Origin of the sequence: Bradyrhizobium sp. B124 (assembly GCF_038967635.1) — a bacterium.
GTDB lineage: Bacteria > Pseudomonadota > Alphaproteobacteria > Rhizobiales > Xanthobacteraceae > Bradyrhizobium.
The window spans coordinates 4,097,990-4,116,319 of record NZ_CP152413.1; the positions used below are offsets into that span (position 1 = coordinate 4,097,990).

General features: G+C 66.4%; 14 protein-coding genes. All 14 read left to right on the top strand.

The genetic code is table 11. The annotated features are described in order from the left end of the window. Positions 1–2: 2 nt before the first annotated feature. A complete protein-coding gene (locus AAFG13_RS19705; protein ID WP_342713057.1) occupies positions 3–1,403 on the top strand; it encodes an acetyl-CoA carboxylase biotin carboxylase subunit in 1,401 nt (466 codons plus the stop codon). A 43-nt stretch (positions 1,404–1,446) separates the two neighbouring features. Next, positions 1,447–2,322: an allophanate hydrolase subunit 1 gene (locus AAFG13_RS19710; protein WP_092124374.1), complete on the top strand. Its 876-nt coding sequence runs from the start codon at positions 1,447–1,449 to the stop codon at positions 2,320–2,322. After that, entirely contained in the window at positions 2,312–3,289 is a 978-nt protein-coding gene (locus AAFG13_RS19715) for a biotin-dependent carboxyltransferase family protein (protein ID WP_342713058.1), read from the top strand. The genes AAFG13_RS19710 and AAFG13_RS19715 overlap by 11 nt, the downstream gene beginning before the upstream one ends. A gap of 210 nt (positions 3,290–3,499) precedes the next feature. Further along, positions 3,500–4,465, top strand: coding sequence for a LysR family transcriptional regulator (locus tag AAFG13_RS19720; RefSeq protein ID WP_342713059.1), 966 nt, complete (start codon positions 3,500–3,502; stop codon positions 4,463–4,465). A 105-nt stretch (positions 4,466–4,570) separates the two neighbouring features. Continuing rightward, on the top strand, positions 4,571–5,530 hold the full coding sequence (locus AAFG13_RS19725) for a helix-turn-helix domain-containing protein (protein ID WP_342713060.1): 960 nt from the start codon (positions 4,571–4,573) through the stop codon (positions 5,528–5,530). A 194-nt stretch (positions 5,531–5,724) separates the two neighbouring features. Continuing rightward, a complete protein-coding gene (locus AAFG13_RS19730) occupies positions 5,725–7,749 on the top strand; it encodes a hydantoinase/oxoprolinase family protein (protein ID WP_342713360.1) in 2,025 nt (674 codons plus the stop codon). A gap of 3 nt (positions 7,750–7,752) precedes the next feature. Then, positions 7,753–9,714 (top strand): hydantoinase B/oxoprolinase family protein, encoded by a 1,962-nt coding sequence (locus AAFG13_RS19735; protein ID WP_342713061.1) that lies wholly within the window; start codon positions 7,753–7,755, stop codon positions 9,712–9,714. Between the two features lie 116 nt (positions 9,715–9,830). Then, a complete protein-coding gene (gene torT / locus AAFG13_RS19740) occupies positions 9,831–10,937 on the top strand; it encodes a TMAO reductase system periplasmic protein TorT (protein WP_342713062.1) in 1,107 nt (368 codons plus the stop codon). Positions 10,938–11,021: 84 nt separating this feature from the next. Continuing rightward, complete coding sequence (locus AAFG13_RS19745) at positions 11,022–12,560, top strand: sugar ABC transporter ATP-binding protein (protein WP_342713063.1); 1,539 nt, start codon at positions 11,022–11,024, stop codon at positions 12,558–12,560. Next, positions 12,557–13,573, top strand: coding sequence for an ABC transporter permease (locus AAFG13_RS19750; protein ID WP_342713064.1), 1,017 nt, complete (start codon positions 12,557–12,559; stop codon positions 13,571–13,573). The genes AAFG13_RS19745 and AAFG13_RS19750 overlap by 4 nt, the downstream gene beginning before the upstream one ends. After that, positions 13,566–14,579: an ABC transporter permease gene (locus AAFG13_RS19755; protein WP_212315851.1), complete on the top strand. Its 1,014-nt coding sequence runs from the start codon at positions 13,566–13,568 to the stop codon at positions 14,577–14,579. Before AAFG13_RS19750 ends, AAFG13_RS19755 begins: the two co-directional genes overlap by 8 nt. After that, entirely contained in the window at positions 14,579–15,469 is an 891-nt protein-coding gene (locus tag AAFG13_RS19760) for an FAD binding domain-containing protein (protein ID WP_342713065.1), read from the top strand. Before AAFG13_RS19755 ends, AAFG13_RS19760 begins: the two co-directional genes overlap by 1 nt. A gap of 15 nt (positions 15,470–15,484) precedes the next feature. Continuing rightward, complete coding sequence (locus AAFG13_RS19765; protein WP_342713066.1) at positions 15,485–15,943, top strand: (2Fe-2S)-binding protein; 459 nt, start codon at positions 15,485–15,487, stop codon at positions 15,941–15,943. Positions 15,944–15,957: 14 nt separating this feature from the next. Then, a complete protein-coding gene (locus tag AAFG13_RS19770) occupies positions 15,958–18,327 on the top strand; it encodes a xanthine dehydrogenase family protein molybdopterin-binding subunit (protein WP_342713067.1) in 2,370 nt (789 codons plus the stop codon). The last annotated feature ends 3 nt before the right edge of the window (positions 18,328–18,330 follow it).

Below are 18,330 nucleotides of genomic sequence, written 5' to 3' on the forward strand. Positions count from 1 at the left end.
CCATGGCGATCAAAAAGCTCCTCATAGCCAACCGCGGCGAGATCGCGGTGCGCATCATCCGCGCAGCGCGCGATCTCGGCATTGCGGCGGTCCAGGTCTACAGCAAGGCCGACAAGGATTCGCTCGCGGTGAGACTAGCCGACGAGTCGGTCGATATCGGTCCGCCGCAGGCGTCAAAATCCTATCTCAACCAGGCAGTCATCCTCGCCGCAGCGCAGGGCTCCGGCGCCGACGCCATTCATCCCGGCTACGGCTTCCTGGCCGAGAATGCCGAGTTCGCGGCCGCGGTCGAAGCGGCAGGATTGATCTTCGTCGGCCCGACCGCGCAATCGATCCGGCTGATGGGCGATAAGGTCGCGGCGCGCGAGGCCGCCGCCTCGGCCGGCGTGCCGACCGTCCCCGGCAGCCAGGGGCGGCTGGAGTCGGCGGAAGCCGCCTTCGCGCTGGTCGAGAAGACCGGGTTCCCTGTCATGATCAAGGCCGCCGCCGGCGGCGGCGGACGCGGCATCCGCATCGCACGCTCCGCCGAGGAGTTTCATCATCTGATGCCGCAGGCGCAGGCTGAGGCGCTAGCGGCCTTCGGCGACGGCGGCCTCTACGTCGAGAAGCTGATCGAGGGCGCGCGGCACATCGAGGTCCAGGTGCTCGGCGATGGACGCGACGTGATCCATTGCTTCGAGCGCGAATGCTCGTTGCAGCGGCGCCGCCAGAAGGTCTGGGAAGAGGCCCCCTCGCCCTCACTCACCCAGGCGGTACGTGAAAAGCTCTGCACGTCCGCCGTGGCGCTGGCCAAGGCAGTCAACTACCGTGGCGCCGGGACGCTGGAATATCTCTACGACGACAGGACCGGCGAATTCTACTTCCTCGAGATGAACACCCGCATCCAGGTCGAGCATCCCGTCACCGAAATGGTCACCGGCATCGACCTCGTGTGCGAGATGATCCGGATCGCCGGCGGTGAGCCCTTGCGCATCCATCAGGACGCGGTGCGCGTCAGCGGCCATTCGATCGAGGTCCGCATCAACGCCGAGGACCCCGCCAGGAATTTCCTGCCCAATCCGGGCACGGTGAGCGCGCTCAACGTGCCCGGCGGTGATGGCGTGCGGTTCGACAGTATGCTCTATCAGGGCTACACGGTGCCTCCGTTCTACGACAGTCTGCTCGGCAAGCTGATCGTGCACGATAGGGATCGGCCGAGCGCCATCAGACGGCTCGAACGCGCGCTTGCCGAGCTCAGCGTCGAGGGCATTTTCACGACAAAGCCCCTGCACCAGGCGCTGGCGCGCGACGCCGACGTCAAGGCCGGACGCTTCCATACGGCTTGGCTCGAACCGTGGCTGGAATCCCATGCCGCCGGCCTTGCCACCGCTCAGCCGCCAGCGGCCGTGAAGGTCGCGCCATGATGGCAAGAGAATCCGCCCCGTCAGCAACAGGAGGCCGCTAGTCATGCAAACTCGATTTTCCTTCGGCGGCGACGAGCACATTTTCGCCGAGGTCGGCGAAGCGATGTCGCTTGAGGCCTTTTTCAAGAGCCTCTTCATCACCAATGCGGTACGCGACGCCAAGATCAAGGGCGTCACGGAAATCTGTCCGGCAAATGCGTCCTATCAGGTCAAGTTCGATCCGGATCAGATCAAGCCCGACGATCTGCTGGCCGAGCTGAAGCGGCTGGATTCCGCATCCGAGAAATCGGAGCCGGTGATCAAGACGCGGATCATCGAGATTCCCGTGCTCTACAACGATCCCTGGACGCACGAGACGTTGATGCGCTTCCGCGAGCGTCATCAGGATCCGAACGGGACCGATCTCGAATACGCCGCGCGCATCAACGGCCTCGATAGCGTCGACGCCTTCATCAAGGCGCATTCCAGCGCACCCTGGTTCGTCTCGATGGTCGGCTTCGTGGCCGGCCTGCCTTTCCTCTACCAGATGGTCGAGCGCAAGCGGCAGCTTCAGGCGCCGAAATATCTGCGCCCGCGCACCGACACGCCGAAGCTCACCGTCGGACATGGCGGCTGCTTCAGCTGCATCTACTCGGTGCGCGGCGCCGGCGGCTACCAGATGTTCGGCATCACGCCGATGCCGATCTATGATCCCAACCAGAACATCAGCTATTTGCGCGACTTCATGTGCCTGTTCAAGCCGGGCGACATCGTGAAGTGGAAACCGATCGACCGGGCGGCCTATGACGCAGCGGTCGCCGACGTCGACGCCGGCCGCTTTGCGCCCGTGATCCGCGACGTCTCGTTCTCGCTGACCGAGTTCAACCGCGACGTTGATGCCTACAACGCCAAGCTCGATGGAGTTCTCCATGGCCGTTAAGGTTTTGAAGCCGGGTCTTGCGACCACCGTCCAGGACCTCGGACGTCCGGGCTATTATCACATCGGCATCCCGCTCTCCGGCGCCATGGACCGTCATGCACTGGTCGCGGCCAATTTGCTGGTCGGCAACGACGCCGGCGCTGCCGTGCTCGAGGCCGTGTTCATGGGACCCGAGCTCGAATTCACCGCGGACGCAACCGTCGCGATCACCGGCGCGGAGCTGCCGCCGAAACTCGACGGCGAGCCGCGCGAAACCTGGACCAGCTTCAGGGTGAAGCGCGGCCAGATCCTCTCCTTCGACTTCCTCAAGCAGGGTGCGCGTGGCTACATCGCGGTCGCCGGCGGCATCGACGTGCCCGTCGTCCTCGGCTCACGCTCGACCTACGCGCTTGGCGCGCTCGGCGGCTTCAAGGGCCGCAAGCTCGAGGCCGGTGACGAGCTGTCAATCTGCAGCGCCGCCGCCACAGGCAAGGACGGACGGACCGTTGCCAGGGATTTGCGCGGGCAACCGGCGGGAATGCCGACGGAACTGCGCGCGATGCCCGGTCTCTACTGGCACCGCATCACCGAGGCGGCCGGCAACGGCTTCTTCTCGGACACCTGGAAGGTGGCGCCGGAGGCGGACCGGATCGGCTACCGCTTCAAAGGCGGCAAGCCGCTCGAATTCGTTCCGCGCGAACCGCCGTTCGGCGCCGGCTCCGACCCGTCCAACATCACCGATGCCTGCTATCCCTATGGCTCGATCCAGGTTCCCGGCGGCACCGAACCCATCGTGCTGCATCGTGACGCAGTCTCCGGCGGCGGCTACTTCATGGTCGGGACCGTGATCGCCGCGGACATGGATCTGATCGGCCAGTTGCAGCCCAACACGCCGGTGAAGTTCGTCAAGGTCGACATGAACCAGGCGCTCGCGGCCCGCAAAAGCCGCTCGGAATTGCTGGCCAAGCTGCACAGCGCGCTGGCGTAGCCGCCGACAGCCGCGTCGCTATCCGCCAAAGTCCGCGGCCACCGATCGGGGTGACCGCGCGCATTCCAGGCTTCAGGCCGTCGGTTGCGGCCTCTCGCGCCTGATATTGACGTCACCGCGAGCTCTGCACCTGTCGGCACGAGAGTTGCAACGAATGCAGCCGGGCTGAGAAACACCGCTCATGAGTTAGGCAACATCGGAACAACCGCGATGTCCGTTTCTCTGAAACAGATCCGCTACTTCGTCGCCGCCGCCGAAACCGGGCGCATCAGCCAGGCGGCGATCGACCTCAACGTCTCGCAATCCGCGGTCACTGCGGCCATTCAGCAGCTCGAAGCGACCGTCTGCGCCCGCCTCCTGGAGCGCGCGCCGAACGGCGTGACCGTCACCATGGAAGGCAGCCGCTTCCTGTCGCAGGGCCGTCAGATCCTCGCCGCCGTCGCCGAAGCGGTGCGGAACACGCAGATATCAGCGGGACCGCTGTTCGGGACGATCCGCATCGGCGTCACCTATACCGTGTCGGGCTATTTCCTGCCGCGTCACCAGAAGCGCTTCCAGGCGAGCTTTCCCGGTATCACGGTCGAGCTGTTCGAGGCCCCGCGTGACGTGCTCGAACGCGCGCTCGTCGACGGCGCGCTCGATCTCGCGGTGATGCTGGTTTCGAACCTGCGCGACAACGCCAAGCTCACCAGCGAGACGCTGCTGCGATCGCCGCGCCGCCTGTGGCTTGCGCCCGAGCATCCGCTGACCCGTGCCGAGCGGGTCCATCTCGCTGAGATCGCCACCTATCCTTACGTCATGCTCACCGTCGACGAGGCCAAGCACACCTCGATGCGCTACTGGAGCAACGCTTCGCTCGAACCGAACACGATCTTCCGCACCTCCTCGGTCGAAGCCGTGCGTTCAATGGTCGCGGGCGGCATGGGCATCGCCATTCTCTCCGACCTGATCTACCGGCCCTGGTCGCTGGAGGGACAGCGGATCGAGACCCGCGTCATCGAGGACGAGGTGCCCAGCATGGATATCGGTCTTGCCTGGCGGCGCGACACCAAGCCGTCGGAAGCCGCCATGGCGTTCCGCGATTTCATGCGCTTTGCGGTGGCAGGCGTCGGGCCGGCCCGGCCCCCGGTCAGCATGGATCACCGGCACCAGGCCGAGGAGGCGATCGAAATCTAGATTATCTGTTTCCGTTTTATTCGACTTGACGCCGTCCGGCAGTCCTCGCCAAACTTTGGCCGGGACACGACGACCGGAGGCACAGCCGGCGGCGGGGAGTGAGACATGCAAGTCACCTACACGACCAATGACATCCCGTTGCAGACCCGCCGCCATTACTGGCAGCAGGTCGTCTCGAAGACCTATTACTCGCTCGACCTGCGCTTCCCGAGCACGCGCGACTTTAATGCGCGCCTTGGCGCCTGGTCGATGGGCCCTCTCTCGGTGTCCCGCAATATTGCAAATGGCCTGCTTTACAAGCGGCATGAGCGGCATTTGCTGAGCGAGCGGGAGGAATCCTTCCTGATCACGGTGCCCGAGCTCGCCGAAATTCGCTTCGAGCAGGATGGCAAGGTGGTGCACTGCCGGCCGGGCGCGTTCCTGATCGAGCGCAGCCACCTGCCCTACGAATTCAGCCATCAGGATCCAACGGCGCTGTGGTGTCTGAAGATCCCGAGCGCGGTGCTGCGCGCCCGCATTTCGCGGCCCGAGCGCCTCGCCACGCTGCAATTCGACGCAAGCCGCAGCGTCGGCGCGCTGTTCGTCGACACGCTGCGCCTCTCAAGTGAGCGGATCGAGGAAATGGACGAGACGGCGCGCGCGATGATGGGCAAGCACCTCATCGAATTGCTTGCGATGGCCATCGAATCCGACGACCGCGTGCTGACCGGCCACTCGTCCTCGGTGCGCAACGGCCATCTGCTGCGCTGCGAGCAGTTCATCCGTGCCCGCCTCGACGACATGCGGCTCACGCCGCAGATGGTCGCCGACGGCTGCGGCATTTCGCTGCGCTATCTGCACCAGATCTTCGAGGGCGAGGGTCTGACCGTCTGCGCCTACATCCGCAACCAGCGGCTAGCGATGTGCGACGCCTTGCTGCGCGATGCGAGCTGCCGCAAGAGCATCTCGGAAATCGCCTACCAATGGGGCTTTGCCGACCAGGCGCAATTCAGCCGCAACTATCGCGGCCGGTTCGGCTGCACCCCGAGCGAGGCGCGCGCCACCTCGCGCGCCGCCAACGCCTGAACACGGCATCGCAACCGCACCCACCTGACCGGCTAACCTGACCGCTTCCCGGGCAGCCCGCCGCCGGTCCCGGCACGCATGGCCCGCCAAACGGTTCGCTCTCTCGCACAAGTCTTCCTGCGCTCAGCGTCAAGAAGGCGGGTCGCCGCTCTGCCTAAGATCGGCGAAACGCTTGTTCGAAAGGAAGACGCATGGTGCAGGACCTTCGTGTGGCTGTCGATGTCGGGGGCACGTTCACCGACATCTGCATTATGGACGAGACGACCGGTCTCATCCGCATCGAGAAGACCTCCTCCACGCGCGATCCGATCGAAGGCATCATGGGCGGCGTGTCCAAGGCCGGCATCGATCTTGCCAGGGTGGCGCTGTTCTCGCACGGCACGACAGTTGCCACCAACGCGCTGATCACCCGCCGCCTGCCCCGCACCGCCGTGGTCACGACCAAGGGTTTCCGCGACGTCATCGAGATCAGGCGCGCCAACAAGGAAGACCTCTGGGACACCTACAAGGACGTTGTCCCGCCCTATGTGCCGCGGCGCGATCGCCTGACCGTGCCCGAGCGCGTCGATGCCGACGGCAAGGTGATCGAACCGCTCGACGTCGAGGCCGCGCGCGACGTCGCCCGCATCCTCAAGCGTCGCGGCGTCGCCGCGGTCGCGGTCTGCTTCATGAACGCCTATCTTAACGGCGCCAATGAGCGCGCGATGCGCGACATCCTGCTGGCGGAGATGCCCGACATCCCGGTGTCGATCTCCTCGCAGGTGCTTCCCGAGATCTTCGAGCACGAGCGGTTCTCGACGACGGTCGCCAACGCCGTCGTGAGCCCGGTCGTCGTCAACTATACGAGCCGGCTCGGCGAACGCCTGGCGCACGAGGGCTACACCCGCGATCTTCTGCTGCTGCACACCGGCGGCGGGGTGATGACGCCGGCGAGCGTCAAGGACTTCGCGGCGCGCCTCGCCGGCTCCGGCATCGCCGCCGGCGCCATCGCCAGCCGCTATATCGCCGGCCTGTGCGGCTTTCCCAACTCGATCGGCCTCGACATGGGCGGCACGTCCACCGACGTGTCGCTCGCCTATGAGGGCCGCTCACGCGTCACCAAGGACTGGCACATCGAATTCGGCTATCCGATCCGCTTCGCCTCGATCGAGGTGCTCACCATCGGCGCCGGCGGCGGCTCGCTGGCCTGGACCGACCCGGCCGGCTCCCTGCGCAACGGCCCGCAATCGGCCGGCGCCCATCCGGGACCGGCCTGCTACGGCAACGGCAACACCCAGCCGACCAACACCGACGCCAATGTGACGCTGGGCCGGCTCGGCACCGACCTCGCCGGCGGCAAGGTGAAGCTCGACCCCGAGCTGGCGCGGAAAGCCGTCGAGAGCGGCGTCGCCAAGCCGTTCGGCCTCGGCCTGCACGAGGCCGCAGACGCGATCGTCAAGGTCGCCAATGCCAACATGTCGGATGCGGTGCGGCTGATCTCGATCAGTCGCGGCTACGATCCACGCGACTTTGCGCTGGTGGCGTTCGGCGGCGCCGGCGCCCTGCATGGCGTCGACGTCGCGCGCGAGCTATCGATTCCCGTCGTGATCGTGCCGCCCAATCCCGGCGTGACCTCCGCGCTCGGATGCCTGCTCGTCGACATGCAGCACGATTTCTCGCAGAGCTGCATGGTCGACGCGGCCGACGCCGATGCCGACGAGATCGAAGCGCAGTTCGCCGAGATTGAGAAAGCCGCGCTCGCGCGGCTCGCCCATGAGGGCGTCGCGCAGCAGGACATCGTGCTGCAGCGGTCGATCGACATGATGTATCGCGGCCAGTGGCGTTCGCTCGCGGTGAACGCGCCGCAGCCGATCGGCGCGATCGCCGACCTGGTGCAAAGCTTCCACGCCGAGCACCAGCGCGAATACAATTTCCGCCGCGACAGCGCGCCGGTCAGCTTCTTCCGTCTCAATCTGAAGGCAGTCGGCGTGGTTCCCAAGGCCGAATTTGCCGTTCACCAGCCGACCGGCGCTAGCCCCGAGCCGATTGGCCGCCGCAGGGTCTGGTTCGAGGGCAGCGGGCTCGATACGCCCGTCTATCAGCGCGACGACCTGCCCTGCGGCTTCTCCTTTCAAGGCCCCGCAATCATCGAGCAGCTCGATGCGACGACCGTCGTGCCGCCGGGTGCCAGCGCCGAGGTCGACAAATATCTCAACATCATCATCCGCGTGAAGGAGTGAACCATGGCCGGAGCTCTCCCGCTCGACCCCGTAACCTTCGAGGTTCTGAAGAATTCCTTCATCACCAGCGTCGACCAGATGGGCGAGCAGGTGCTGCGGACCTGCTACTCCTTCGTCATCTACAACCGCGACTTCTCGAGCGCGTTGCACGACGCCAACGGCGAATGCGCGGCGCAAGGCAACCAGGATATCGCCGTCCACGTCGGCACGCTGCATTTCACCTGCAAGGACGTGATGCGCCATTTCGACGGCGACATGCATGAGGGCGACGTCTTCGCGATCAACGATCCCTATGCCGGCGGCACGCATTTTTCCGACGTGCGGCTGATCCGTCCGATCTTCGCCGACGGCAAGATAATCGCGTTCAGCCAGTCCAACGGGCACTGGTCGGACGTCGGCGGCAGCGTGCCGGGGTCGTTCGACGTCGCCGCCCGCGAGATGTTCCGCGAGGGCCTGCGCATCACGCCGGTCCGCCTGTTCGACAAGAACGGCTTGCGCAAGGACGTCGCGCATCTGATCGCCTCCAACACCCGCGACCCGGCCTCGATCATTGGCGACATCCAGGCGCAGGCCGAGGCAACCGCGGTCTGCGAACGTGAGATCCTGCGTCTGGTCGGCAAATACGGCCGCGATACCGTCGAGACCGGGCTTGCCGCCGTGCAGGACTATGTCGAGCGCTCGGCACGTCAGCGCATCGCAGCGCTGCCCGACGGCGAATGGGAAACGGTCGACTACATCGACCGCGATCCGGCCGGTGGCGAAGGCATGATCCCGATCCGCATCAAGATGACAATCAAGGGCGACCGCGCGATCTACGACTTCACCGGCAGCCATCCGACCATCGGCTCGATCTACAATTCGGCGTTTGGCGCGACCTTTTCCGCGGTCGCCGCCGGCATGAAGACATTCTTCCCTGACCTGCCACTCAATTCCGGCTTCTACCGCTGCTTCGAGATCATCGCCCCCGAAGGATCGATCGTCGATGCCAAATGGCCGATCGCGGTCACCGGCTTCCTGATGCCGTTCGAGAAGATCATGAACTCGATCTACGAAATGTGGTCGAAGCTGATGCCGAAACGCGCCCTCGCCTGCGCCTTCAATCTCGAATACCTGCTCACCGGCGGTCTCGACGCCCGCAGCGCCGACAAGCCGATCTTCATGTTCTACGACTGGCTGCCCGGCGGCTGGGGCGGCCGCAACGGCAAGGACGGCAGCAATGTCACGACCGCGTGCTTCGGCACTGGGCTGATGTCGCAGCCGGTCGAAGGCCAGGAGCGCGCCAACCCGATCCTGACCACCGAATGCGAGATACTCACGGACTCGCCCGGCCCCGGCAAATGGCGCGGTGGCGCCGGCGTGGTGAAGACGTCGCGGATGCTGCAGGCCGAGAAGACCGTGATCTCCTATATCTGCGACCGCGAGCGCGCCATCGTGTGGGGCATCGAGGGCGGCCTGCCATCGATGCCGCACGGCCTGACCTTGAAGCGCGCCGGCAGCGCCGCCGAGGAGCGATTGGGCTCGATCTTCTCGGACGTGCCGATCGGCGAAGGTGACGTCTTTTCGCGTCCGACCGCCGGCGGCGGCGGGTTCGGCGATCCGCTGGAGCGCGATCCGAACCTCGTGATCGAGGACATCAAGGACGACTATGTCTCGGTCGAGCGTGCCGCCAAGGATTATGGCGTCGTGGTGCACACCATCGACGCCGAGCTCTGCAACTACGAAATCGACAAGGTCGCGACCGCGGCGCTCCGTGCCAAGATCCGCTCCGAGCGCGTCGCCAATGCCCGTCTCGATCCGGAGATGGTGGCGCAGCGCTACCGCAGCGGAGAGATCAACGCGTTCGATGTGATCCGCAGCCACGCGGTCATCCTCGACTGGGGCACCGGCGCGCTGCTTCCCGAATCCACCCGCCAATTCCGCGAAGCATTCGAGCGTCGCTCGGTCGCGATGTGGAAAGCGGGCTGATCGTCAGCGGCAGCCGCGCCGCCGGCAGACGGCGCGGTCCATGCACCAGAAGAGGATTCGAGCCGTCGCCTTCCCTGCATCGCCTGCACTTTCATTCAAACCATGAGGATAGCGCTATGACGATCACGACGTGCCTTTCTCCCAACCGACTGTGGCCGATCCACTCCGTGCTCGGCATCGCCGCGGCCCTCGCTCTTGCCAGCACCGCCACGCCGGCGGCAGCCGGGACCGAGACACCGTGGTTTCCAATGAAGGTCTACGACGCGTCATCCGGCACGCCGAAGCCGGCGGACTACACGCCGCTGCCGAAGGCCGAGAAACCCTACAGGCTGTGCGTACTGTTTCCGCACATGAAGGACAGCTTCTGGGTCGCCGTCGCCTACGGCATCGTGAAGCAGGCCGAGGCGATGAACGTCAACATGAACCTCTACGAGGCCGGCGGTTACGAAAACCTGCCCAAGCAGCTTTCGCAGTTCGATGACTGCATGGCGAGCGGACCGGACGCGATCATCGTCGGCGCGATCTCCGGCGCGGGTCTCAGCAAGAAGTTCGAAGAGGCCAAGGCCAAGGGCGTGCCGGTGGTCGGCGTCACCAATCCGCTGCCGCCGAACGCACTGCCCGCGGCCAACTATGTCGATTTCGTCGCCATGGGCGAGGTCACCGGCGACGGCCTGCTGGCGCAGACCAAGCCCGGCGACAAGCTCAACATCGTGACGTTCCCCGGTCCGGCCGGCTCGGGCTGGGCGGAATCGTTCAATGAAGGGTTCAAGAAGGCCATCGCCAAGAACTCGAACGCCAAGATTTTGGCCGAGAAGTTCGGCGACTCCGGTGTTGCTGTGCAACTCCAGTTGATCCAGGACGCATTGCAGGCCTATCCAAGCATGAACGTGATCTGGGGCACCGCCCCCACCGCCGAAGCTGCCATCGGCGCCGTCGCCGAGGCCGGCCGAAGCGACCTGAAGATCGTGTCGTCCTACGAAAACCAGGCCATGCTCGACGCGCTGAACCGCGGCGACATCCTCGCCTTCGCAACCCAATATCCCGTCGGCGAAGGCGCGATCGCGATCGACCAGGCGGTGCGTCTGATCGAGAAGAAGCCGGTCATGAGCCTGGTCCAGCCGGTGGCCACGGTGATCGACAAGACCACGGTGCCGAAATTGCAGATGGATCTCGTGCTGGCGCCCGCAAGCTGGACGCCGGTCTATTCGGTCAAGGCCAAGTAAGCGTGGACAAGCATGGCCGAGTAAGCCGGCCTGAACGGTCGAGGCGGGAGCCGTGCTCCCGCCTGCTGGCTCACGGAGAAGCGGATGAACGTCGAGATCGACCCGAGGCCGGCCGAGCCCTTGCTTCAGTTGCGGGGGATATCGAAGCGATTCACCGGCGTCCGTGCGCTCGACCGCGTCGACCTCGATGTCCGTGCCGGCGAGCTTCACGTCCTGTTCGGCGAGAACGGCGCCGGCAAGTCGACCCTGATCAGTGTCGTATCCGGTACGTTTCCCCCCGACGAAGGCACGTTCCATTTCGGCGGCGAAGAGATCCGGCATCTGACGCCGCAGCGTGCGCGAGAGATCGGCATCAGTCCGGTGTTCCAGGAGTTCTCGCTGATCCCGAGCCTCACCGTGGAAGAGAACCTGTTCCTCGGCCGCGAGGTCACGCGCGGCGGAATGCTGTGTGCACGCGAGATGCGCAAGCGGGCCAGGGCGCTGATCGACGAGCTCGGCTTCGACCTCAACCCCGCGCAACGGATCGACGATCTGTCCCGCGCGCATCAGCAGATGGCCGAGATCGCCAAGGCCCTGCTCGGCCGCGTCCGCCTTCTGATCCTCGACGAGCCGACCGCGTCGTTGACCGAACGCGAAACCGGGCGGTTGTTCGAGCTGATCGCGCGCCTGAAGAGCCAGAATGTCGGACTGATCTACGTCTCGCATCGCATGCGTGAAATCCGCGCCCTTGCCGACCGTGTGACGGTGCTACGCGACGGCCGTCACATCCGGACCCTCGACGCCGCAAGGTCGACGGACGGCGAGCTGGTCGAACTGATGACCGGCCGGACGATCGACCTGCTGTTTCCCACCATCGACCACCGGCCGGGCAAGGTGATGGTCGACGTCGAAAACCTGACGCTCGCCGACGGCAGCGTCCGGGAGGTCGATTTCCATGCCCGGGCCGGCGAGATCACCGGCATCGCGGGCCTCGTCGGCTGCGGCAAGTCGGAGCTGATCCGCGCAATCTACGGCATCGAGCGCGCGCCGACGGGCGCGATCCGGATCGACGGCGCGCCGTACGAATTTCCAACCCCAAGACGAAGCCTCAAGCGCGGCGTCGCCTACTTCCCCGCCAACCGGATCGCCGAGGGGCTCGCGCTGTCCCGTCCGATCCGCGAGAACGCATCGATGACCGGGCTCGACCTGCCCGCCTTCGTCCGCTTCGGCGTCTTACGGCAGGCCGCCGAACGCGTGACGATCGCGGGCATCATGGAGCAGCTGCAGCTGAGGCCGCCGAACATCGAACGGAGCGCCGGCGCGCTGTCGGGCGGCAACCGTCAGAAGGTGATGCTGGGACGCGCGCTGACGCGCGAGCTGACTGTGTTCCTGTTCGACGAGCCGAGCGTCGGCATCGACGTCGGCGCCAAGCTCGAGGTCTACGAGTTCATGAAGCGTCTCGTCGAGGCTGGCGCTGCCGTGATCGTGGTGTCGTCCGAACTGCCCGAGGTGCTGGCGCTGTCGAACCGGCTCTATGTCATGCATCAGGGCCGCATCGCCGCCGAGCTCACGGGCGCCGAGAAGACCGAGCAGAATGTGCTTTCGAGCTTCTTCCGCGATCATCTCGCCGCGGAGGTCGCATGAACACGGCCCTGGTCGTCGCAGCGCCACGGGGCTTGGTCAGCCTCCGGTCGATCGCGGGCCGTATCGGGTTGCTGCCGGCGCTGCTTGTGGTGCTCGTGGCCGGCATGTCGGCGGTCGATGCGCAGTTCTACGGCATCATCAACGTCCTCAACATCCTGCGCAACGCCTCGCTGCTGGCGATCGTCGCCTGCGGCCAGGCACTGGTCATCATCGCGGGCGGCTTCGATCTTTCGGTCGGTGCGGTGGTCGCCCTGGCGAGCGTTGTCACCGCCAAGACCATGGCTGCCACCGCGGCCGTGTTTCCGGGCTCCAACGTCCTCATCATCGCAAGCGGGGTCGCGGCCGGGCTCGGTTGCGGCGTCGCGGTCGGGCTCGTCAACGGCTTCTGCGTGGCAAGGCTCAAGGTCTCCGGCTTCGTGGTGACGCTGGGCACGATGTCCGCCACTGCCGGCGTCGGCCTCATGATCACCAACGGCATCCCCGTTTACGGCATGCCGGAGATATTCGTGAAAGGCTTCGGACGCGCCCAGGCATTCGGTCTGCCGACCGCCGCCCACGTCGCGCTGATCGTGATCCTGGTGATGGTGTTTGCACAGCGGCGCACGCTGTTCGGCCGCTACGTCTACGCGATCGGCGGCAATGTCGACGCCGCCGTGGTGTCGGGCGTGACGATCCAGCGCCATATCGTGGGCACCTACGTCGTCTCGAGCGTCCTTGCGGCATTGACCGGCATTCTGCTGACGGCACAGGTCGGCTCCGGCCAGGCAAGCTTTGGCGGCGACCGGATGATGCTGCAGTCGATCGCCGCCGCCGTCATCGGCGGCGTCAGCTTGCGCGGTGGCGTCGGGCGCATCGAGATCGTCGCCATCAGCGCGCTGTTCCTGACCATCCTTGGCAACGCACTCAACCTCCTGCACGTCGACTCGCGGCTTCAGCCGGTCTTCCTCGGCGTCATCATGGTCGCAGCCGTGGCGCTCGACGAACTCAGCCGACGGAGCAAGCCGCGTGTCTGATCTCGAATTGACCGTTGCCGCCAAGGACACCGACCGGCCGAAGCTGACGCTCGGCCGCCGGCTCTGGAGCGCGGTCTTGCCGGTCGCATTGGCGGTGCTGCTGCTCGGCTTCGCCGCGGTCGACCGCGGGGTGCTGTCGCCGGCCAATCTGCTCAACATCGCACAGCAGACCAGCTATCTGGCGCTGTTCGCGATGGCGCAGACCGTGGTCATCCTGACGCGCGGCTTCGACCTTGCACTTGGCCCGACGGTGTCGATGGTCAGCGTCGGCAGCGCGCTCGCGATGGCCGGCGCCACGGCGTCCGGTCACGGCGCGGGCGCCGTGCTGCTCGCCGGGCTCGGCGCCGGCTTCGCCCTCGGCATCGCGTGCGGTCTCTTCAACGGCGTGGTCGTCGCGCTGCTTGGGGTCAATCCTTTTGTCGCGACGCTGGGCAGCTACAATATCGCGATCGGGATTGCGACCACGCTTTCGGCCGGGCGGCCGGTGCAAGGCGTGCCGGCGCCGTTCTCGCAGATCTTCTACAGCGGCAGCATCTTCGGCGTGCCGGCGGCGATTGTGATCACCCTCGCGGTCGGCATCGCGCTTCATCTGCTGCTGGCGCGCACCGTGTTCGGCCGGTCGCTCTATCTGATCGGCACCAACCCGCGTGCCGCGGCGGTCGCCGGCCTGCCGGTCAAGCGCATCCTGGTCGCGACCTATGTGCTGTGCTCGGGACTTGCCGCGCTCGGTGCGATCATGATGACGGCGCGAACCGGATCGGGTGAGCCGAACCTCGGCGGCGCGCTCTCGCTGCAGGCGATTGCCGGCGCCGTGGTCGGCGGAACGAGCCTGACAGGCGGGCGCGGCGGCGTCGGCACCGCCGTGCTCGGCGCCCTGTTCATCACCATTCTCTCCAACGGCATGAACCTCACCCGGATCGACGGGTACGTCCAGATGGTCGTGCTCGGCGCGATCGTCATCATCGGCGTGCTGCTGGATCGCCTGCGGCAGGAGCGGCGCCAATGATGTCAGGCTCTCCCATCCAGAACGGCCCGGTCTCAGCGCGCGATGCGCCGGCATCGATCTATGTCGCGCCCTCGCTCGCCGCCGCACTCGATGCGTTGAGCGAATACGGTGCGGCGGGCGCTCCCTTGGCCGGCGGCACATGGATCATGCGATCGCCGATCCGGCACGAGCCGCTCAAGAGCCACTTTGTCGCCATAGGAAGGATCGCCGAGCTGACCGCAGTCCGGATCGGCGGCGATGCCATCGAGATCGGCGCGGCGGTCACGCACGCGGCGCTTGCAGCGGCTTTGGCCGACCTTCCGGAATTTGCCGGCCTCGCAGCAGCCGCCGGAGGCTCCGCCAACCCCGCGATCTGCGCGATGGCGACGATCGGCGGCAATCTCGCGACGTCGGAATTCGCCGCGGCGGATTGCGTTCCGGCGCTGCTCTGTCTCGATACCGATGTCGAGATCTCGGGCCGCGACGGTCGCGAGCGCATCGGCCTGGCGGATTTTCTCGCGGTCCGCTCAACGCTCGCGCCCGGCCGCCTGGTGACACGGATCATCGTGCCTCGGGCGGAGCGCAAGACGGCCCATGCCCGCCTGCCGCTGCGTCGAGCCGGCGACTATCCGGTCGCCATCGTCAGTCTTTCGGTCAGCGTCGATGCGGCGAACCGTGTCCAGGCGGCGCGGATCGCGGTCGGATCGGTCGAACCGAGCGCGCGCCGCTGGCCGCGCCTTGAAGCGGCACTGATCGGACATCCACTCGACGCCGCAGCGGCGGCGCGTCGTGCGGCCGAACTGAGCGACGAGTTCGTCGGCCGCGACAGCGTCGATGCGCCGGCCTGGTATCGCGTCAGCGTGCTGCCCGGCCTCGTCCGCCGCGCCGCGATCGCTGCACTTGGCTCATGAACGCGCGGAGATGACATGAGATTCAACCTGACCGTCAACGGTGATCGTCTCTCCTCTGCGGCCGATCCTGCCACCCCACTGGTCGATATCCTGCGCGAAGAGATGCATCTGACCGGCGCGAAGCCTGTCTGCCGCGAGGGCTTTTGTGGCGCCTGCATGGTGCTGGTCGACGGCGAGCCCACGCCTTCTTGCCTGCTGCCCGCTGCGCTGGCCGATGGCCGGGAGATCCGCACCGTCGAAGGCCTTGCACCTCTGGGTATGCTGAACCGCATCCAGGCTGCGCTCGAGGCCAGCGATGCCGTCCAGTGCGGCATGTGCTTTCCCGGCATGGTGGTGAGCCTGACACATTTCCTGACGACCCGGCCGGATGCCACCCGCGACGATATCCGGGCGGCGCTGACCGGAAATATCTGCCGCTGCACGGGCTATGAGCGCATCGTCGAGGCGACACTGCTCGCCTTGGCCACGGCATGATCGGGGGCGCAAGCATGTCAGACGTTTCCGCAACGATGGATTTGCGCCGGCGTGACGCCGCCGACAAGCTGCGTGGCCGCACGCGCTACACCATCGACCGTTATCTGCCGGGCATGCTGCATGCCGCGGTGCTGCGCGCCAGTGTGCCGGCGGGGCGGATCATTCGGCTCGATACATCCAGAGCGGCCCGCATGCCGGGCGTCCGTGCGATCGTGACGGCAGCCGATGCGCCCGGCATGATCGGGATCGGCATCGCCGATCACCCGCTCTTCGCCCGCGACGTCATCCGCTACGACGGCGAACCGCTCGCCGCGGTCGCAGCCGCCACATTGGCGCAGGCGCAGGCCGCGCTCGCCGCGATCGACGTGGAGATCGAGCCGTTCCCCGCAGTCTTGACCATGGCGGACGCGCTGGTATCGGATGCGCCATTGGTTCATCCGAATTGGCGCAGCTATGAGGTGTTGCTCGAAGGCAGCGCCCGTGGCGGCAACGTCGCCTGGGAGGCGACCGTCGTTCGCGGCGACGTCGATGCCGCCTTTGCCCGGCCCGACGTCGAGATCGTCGAAAGCTGCTTTCGCGTCGGCCGGCAGAACCACGTGGCGTTCGAGCCGCGCGCGGTCGTCGCGAGCTATGAGGACGGGCGCTTCCACCTCGAGACGTCGACGCAAGTTCCCTGGAGCGTCCGCAATGCGACCGCGCGCCTGCTGGGCGTGCCGGCGTCGCAGGTCCGCGTCACGGTGCCGCCGGTCGGCGGCGGCTTCGGTCTGAAGTTCGATCTGGCCGTTGAACCCTTCGCCGCCCTGCTCGCCCGCGCCAGCGGCCGGCCGGTGCGCCTCGTCAATTCGCGCGAGGAGGAGATGCTGACCTGCCTGTTCCGCGAGAACGCCGATATCCGCATTCGCTCGGCGGTGACGCGCGCGGGAGATATCGTGGGGCGCGAGGCGGTCGTCCTGATGGACTGCGGCGCCTATGGCGGCGAACAGATCTTCCTGACCACCATGACCGCGCACACGCTCGGCGGAAACTACAGGCTTGGAAGCGTCCGCATGGTCTCGCGCGCGGTCTATACCAACACCGCGCCGAACGGCGCGTTCCGCTGCTGCAACGGGGTCTACAACACCTTTGCGCTCGAGCGGCACACCGACGAAATCGCGGCGAGGATCGGAATGGATCCGCTTGCCTTCCGCCGCCGCAACGTGCTCGGCGACAAGGATCTCGGCGCCACCGGCCAGGTGTTCGAAGGCGACGTGCTCGGCCCGATGCTCGAGCGGATGGATACGCTGCGCGAAGCGGCAGCGCCGCCGCCGGCGCGTAGCGACGGCCGGCTCTATGGACGCGCGACCACCGTCGGCACCTGGTTCGTTTTCGTCGGCCCGTCGGCCGCGACGGTGAACATGAATGCCGACGGCACGGTGACACTGGTCACGTCCGGTGTGGAGATTGGATCCGGCTCGATGATGCAGAGCCTGCCGCAGATCGTGGCCAGCACGCTCGGCATTGCACCCGAGCATGTGATCGTTCGCGCGGCCGATACCGATGCGGCCGGTTATGATGTCGGCGTCGGCGGCGGCCGAACCACCGTTTCGCTCGGTGCGGCCAGCCTGTCGGCAGCGCAGGAGGTGCGCACGAAGCTCTTGAAGGTCGCCTCCGAGATGATTGAGGCTGCGCCCGATGATCTCGTGATGCGCGACGGGCGGATCGAGATCGCCGGCGCACCAGGCTCCGGCCGTACGGTCGCGGAGGTCGCGACCCGCGCCCAGGCGCTGGCTGGCCCGGTGTCCGGCACCGGCGCGTTCACCGGCGCCGGCGTGCCGGCGATGCCCGGCTGCGTCGCCGGACATTTCATCGACGCGATCGACATCCCCGTGTTCGCGGTCCACGACTGCGAGGTCGCCGTCGATCCGGAAACCGGACATGTCGAGGTGCTCAGCTATCGCGTGGTGCAGGATGTCGGCCGCGCGCTGAACCCGCGCGCCATCCAGGGCCAGATCCAGGGCGGTGTCGTGCAGGGGCTGGGTTATGCGTTGCACGAGGAAGTCACGATCGGCAGCAACGGTCGCGTATGCCAGAATGGTTTCGAGACCTATCGCGTGCCGCTGGCGCTCGATGTCGTGCCGGTGGAGATCAGCCTCTACGAGGGTGCGCCGTCAATCGGGCCGCTCGGCACCAAGGGTGCCGGCGAGGTGCCGATCCTGAATGTCGGAGCGGCCGTCGCATGCGCGGTTGCCAACGCCACGGGCAAACGCATCCAGGCGCTTCCTTTGACCCCGCCACGCGTGCTCGAACTCCTGCTCGATCGCAAGCAGGATCTGACCCTTCCCCACATTGCCGATATGTGGGCCGACAATCTGATACGTTCGCATCAGACATCTGCCAATACATAGCAA

Bases quoted from the DNA above. Each gene is read 5' to 3' on its own strand.
- AAFG13_RS19745 (WP_342713063.1), top strand. From the start codon at position 11,022: ATGAACGTCGAGATCGACCCGAGGCCGGCCGAGCCCTTGCTTCAGTTG.
- AAFG13_RS19715 (WP_342713058.1), top strand. From the start codon at position 2,312: ATGGCCGTTAAGGTTTTGAAGCCGGGTCTTGCGACCACCGTCCAGGAC.
- AAFG13_RS19710 (WP_092124374.1), top strand. From the start codon at position 1,447: ATGCAAACTCGATTTTCCTTCGGCGGCGACGAGCACATTTTCGCCGAG.
- AAFG13_RS19770 (WP_342713067.1), top strand. From the start codon at position 15,958: ATGTCAGACGTTTCCGCAACGATGGATTTGCGCCGGCGTGACGCCGCC.
- AAFG13_RS19725 (WP_342713060.1), top strand. From the start codon at position 4,571: ATGCAAGTCACCTACACGACCAATGACATCCCGTTGCAGACCCGCCGC.
- AAFG13_RS19735 (WP_342713061.1), top strand. From the start codon at position 7,753: ATGGCCGGAGCTCTCCCGCTCGACCCCGTAACCTTCGAGGTTCTGAAG.
- AAFG13_RS19760 (WP_342713065.1), top strand. From the start codon at position 14,579: ATGTCAGGCTCTCCCATCCAGAACGGCCCGGTCTCAGCGCGCGATGCG.
- AAFG13_RS19765 (WP_342713066.1), top strand. From the start codon at position 15,485: ATGAGATTCAACCTGACCGTCAACGGTGATCGTCTCTCCTCTGCGGCC.
- AAFG13_RS19720 (WP_342713059.1), top strand. From the start codon at position 3,500: ATGTCCGTTTCTCTGAAACAGATCCGCTACTTCGTCGCCGCCGCCGAA.
- AAFG13_RS19705 (WP_342713057.1), top strand. From the start codon at position 3: ATGGCGATCAAAAAGCTCCTCATAGCCAACCGCGGCGAGATCGCGGTG.
- AAFG13_RS19750 (WP_342713064.1), top strand. From the start codon at position 12,557: ATGAACACGGCCCTGGTCGTCGCAGCGCCACGGGGCTTGGTCAGCCTC.
- torT (WP_342713062.1), top strand. From the start codon at position 9,831: ATGACGATCACGACGTGCCTTTCTCCCAACCGACTGTGGCCGATCCAC.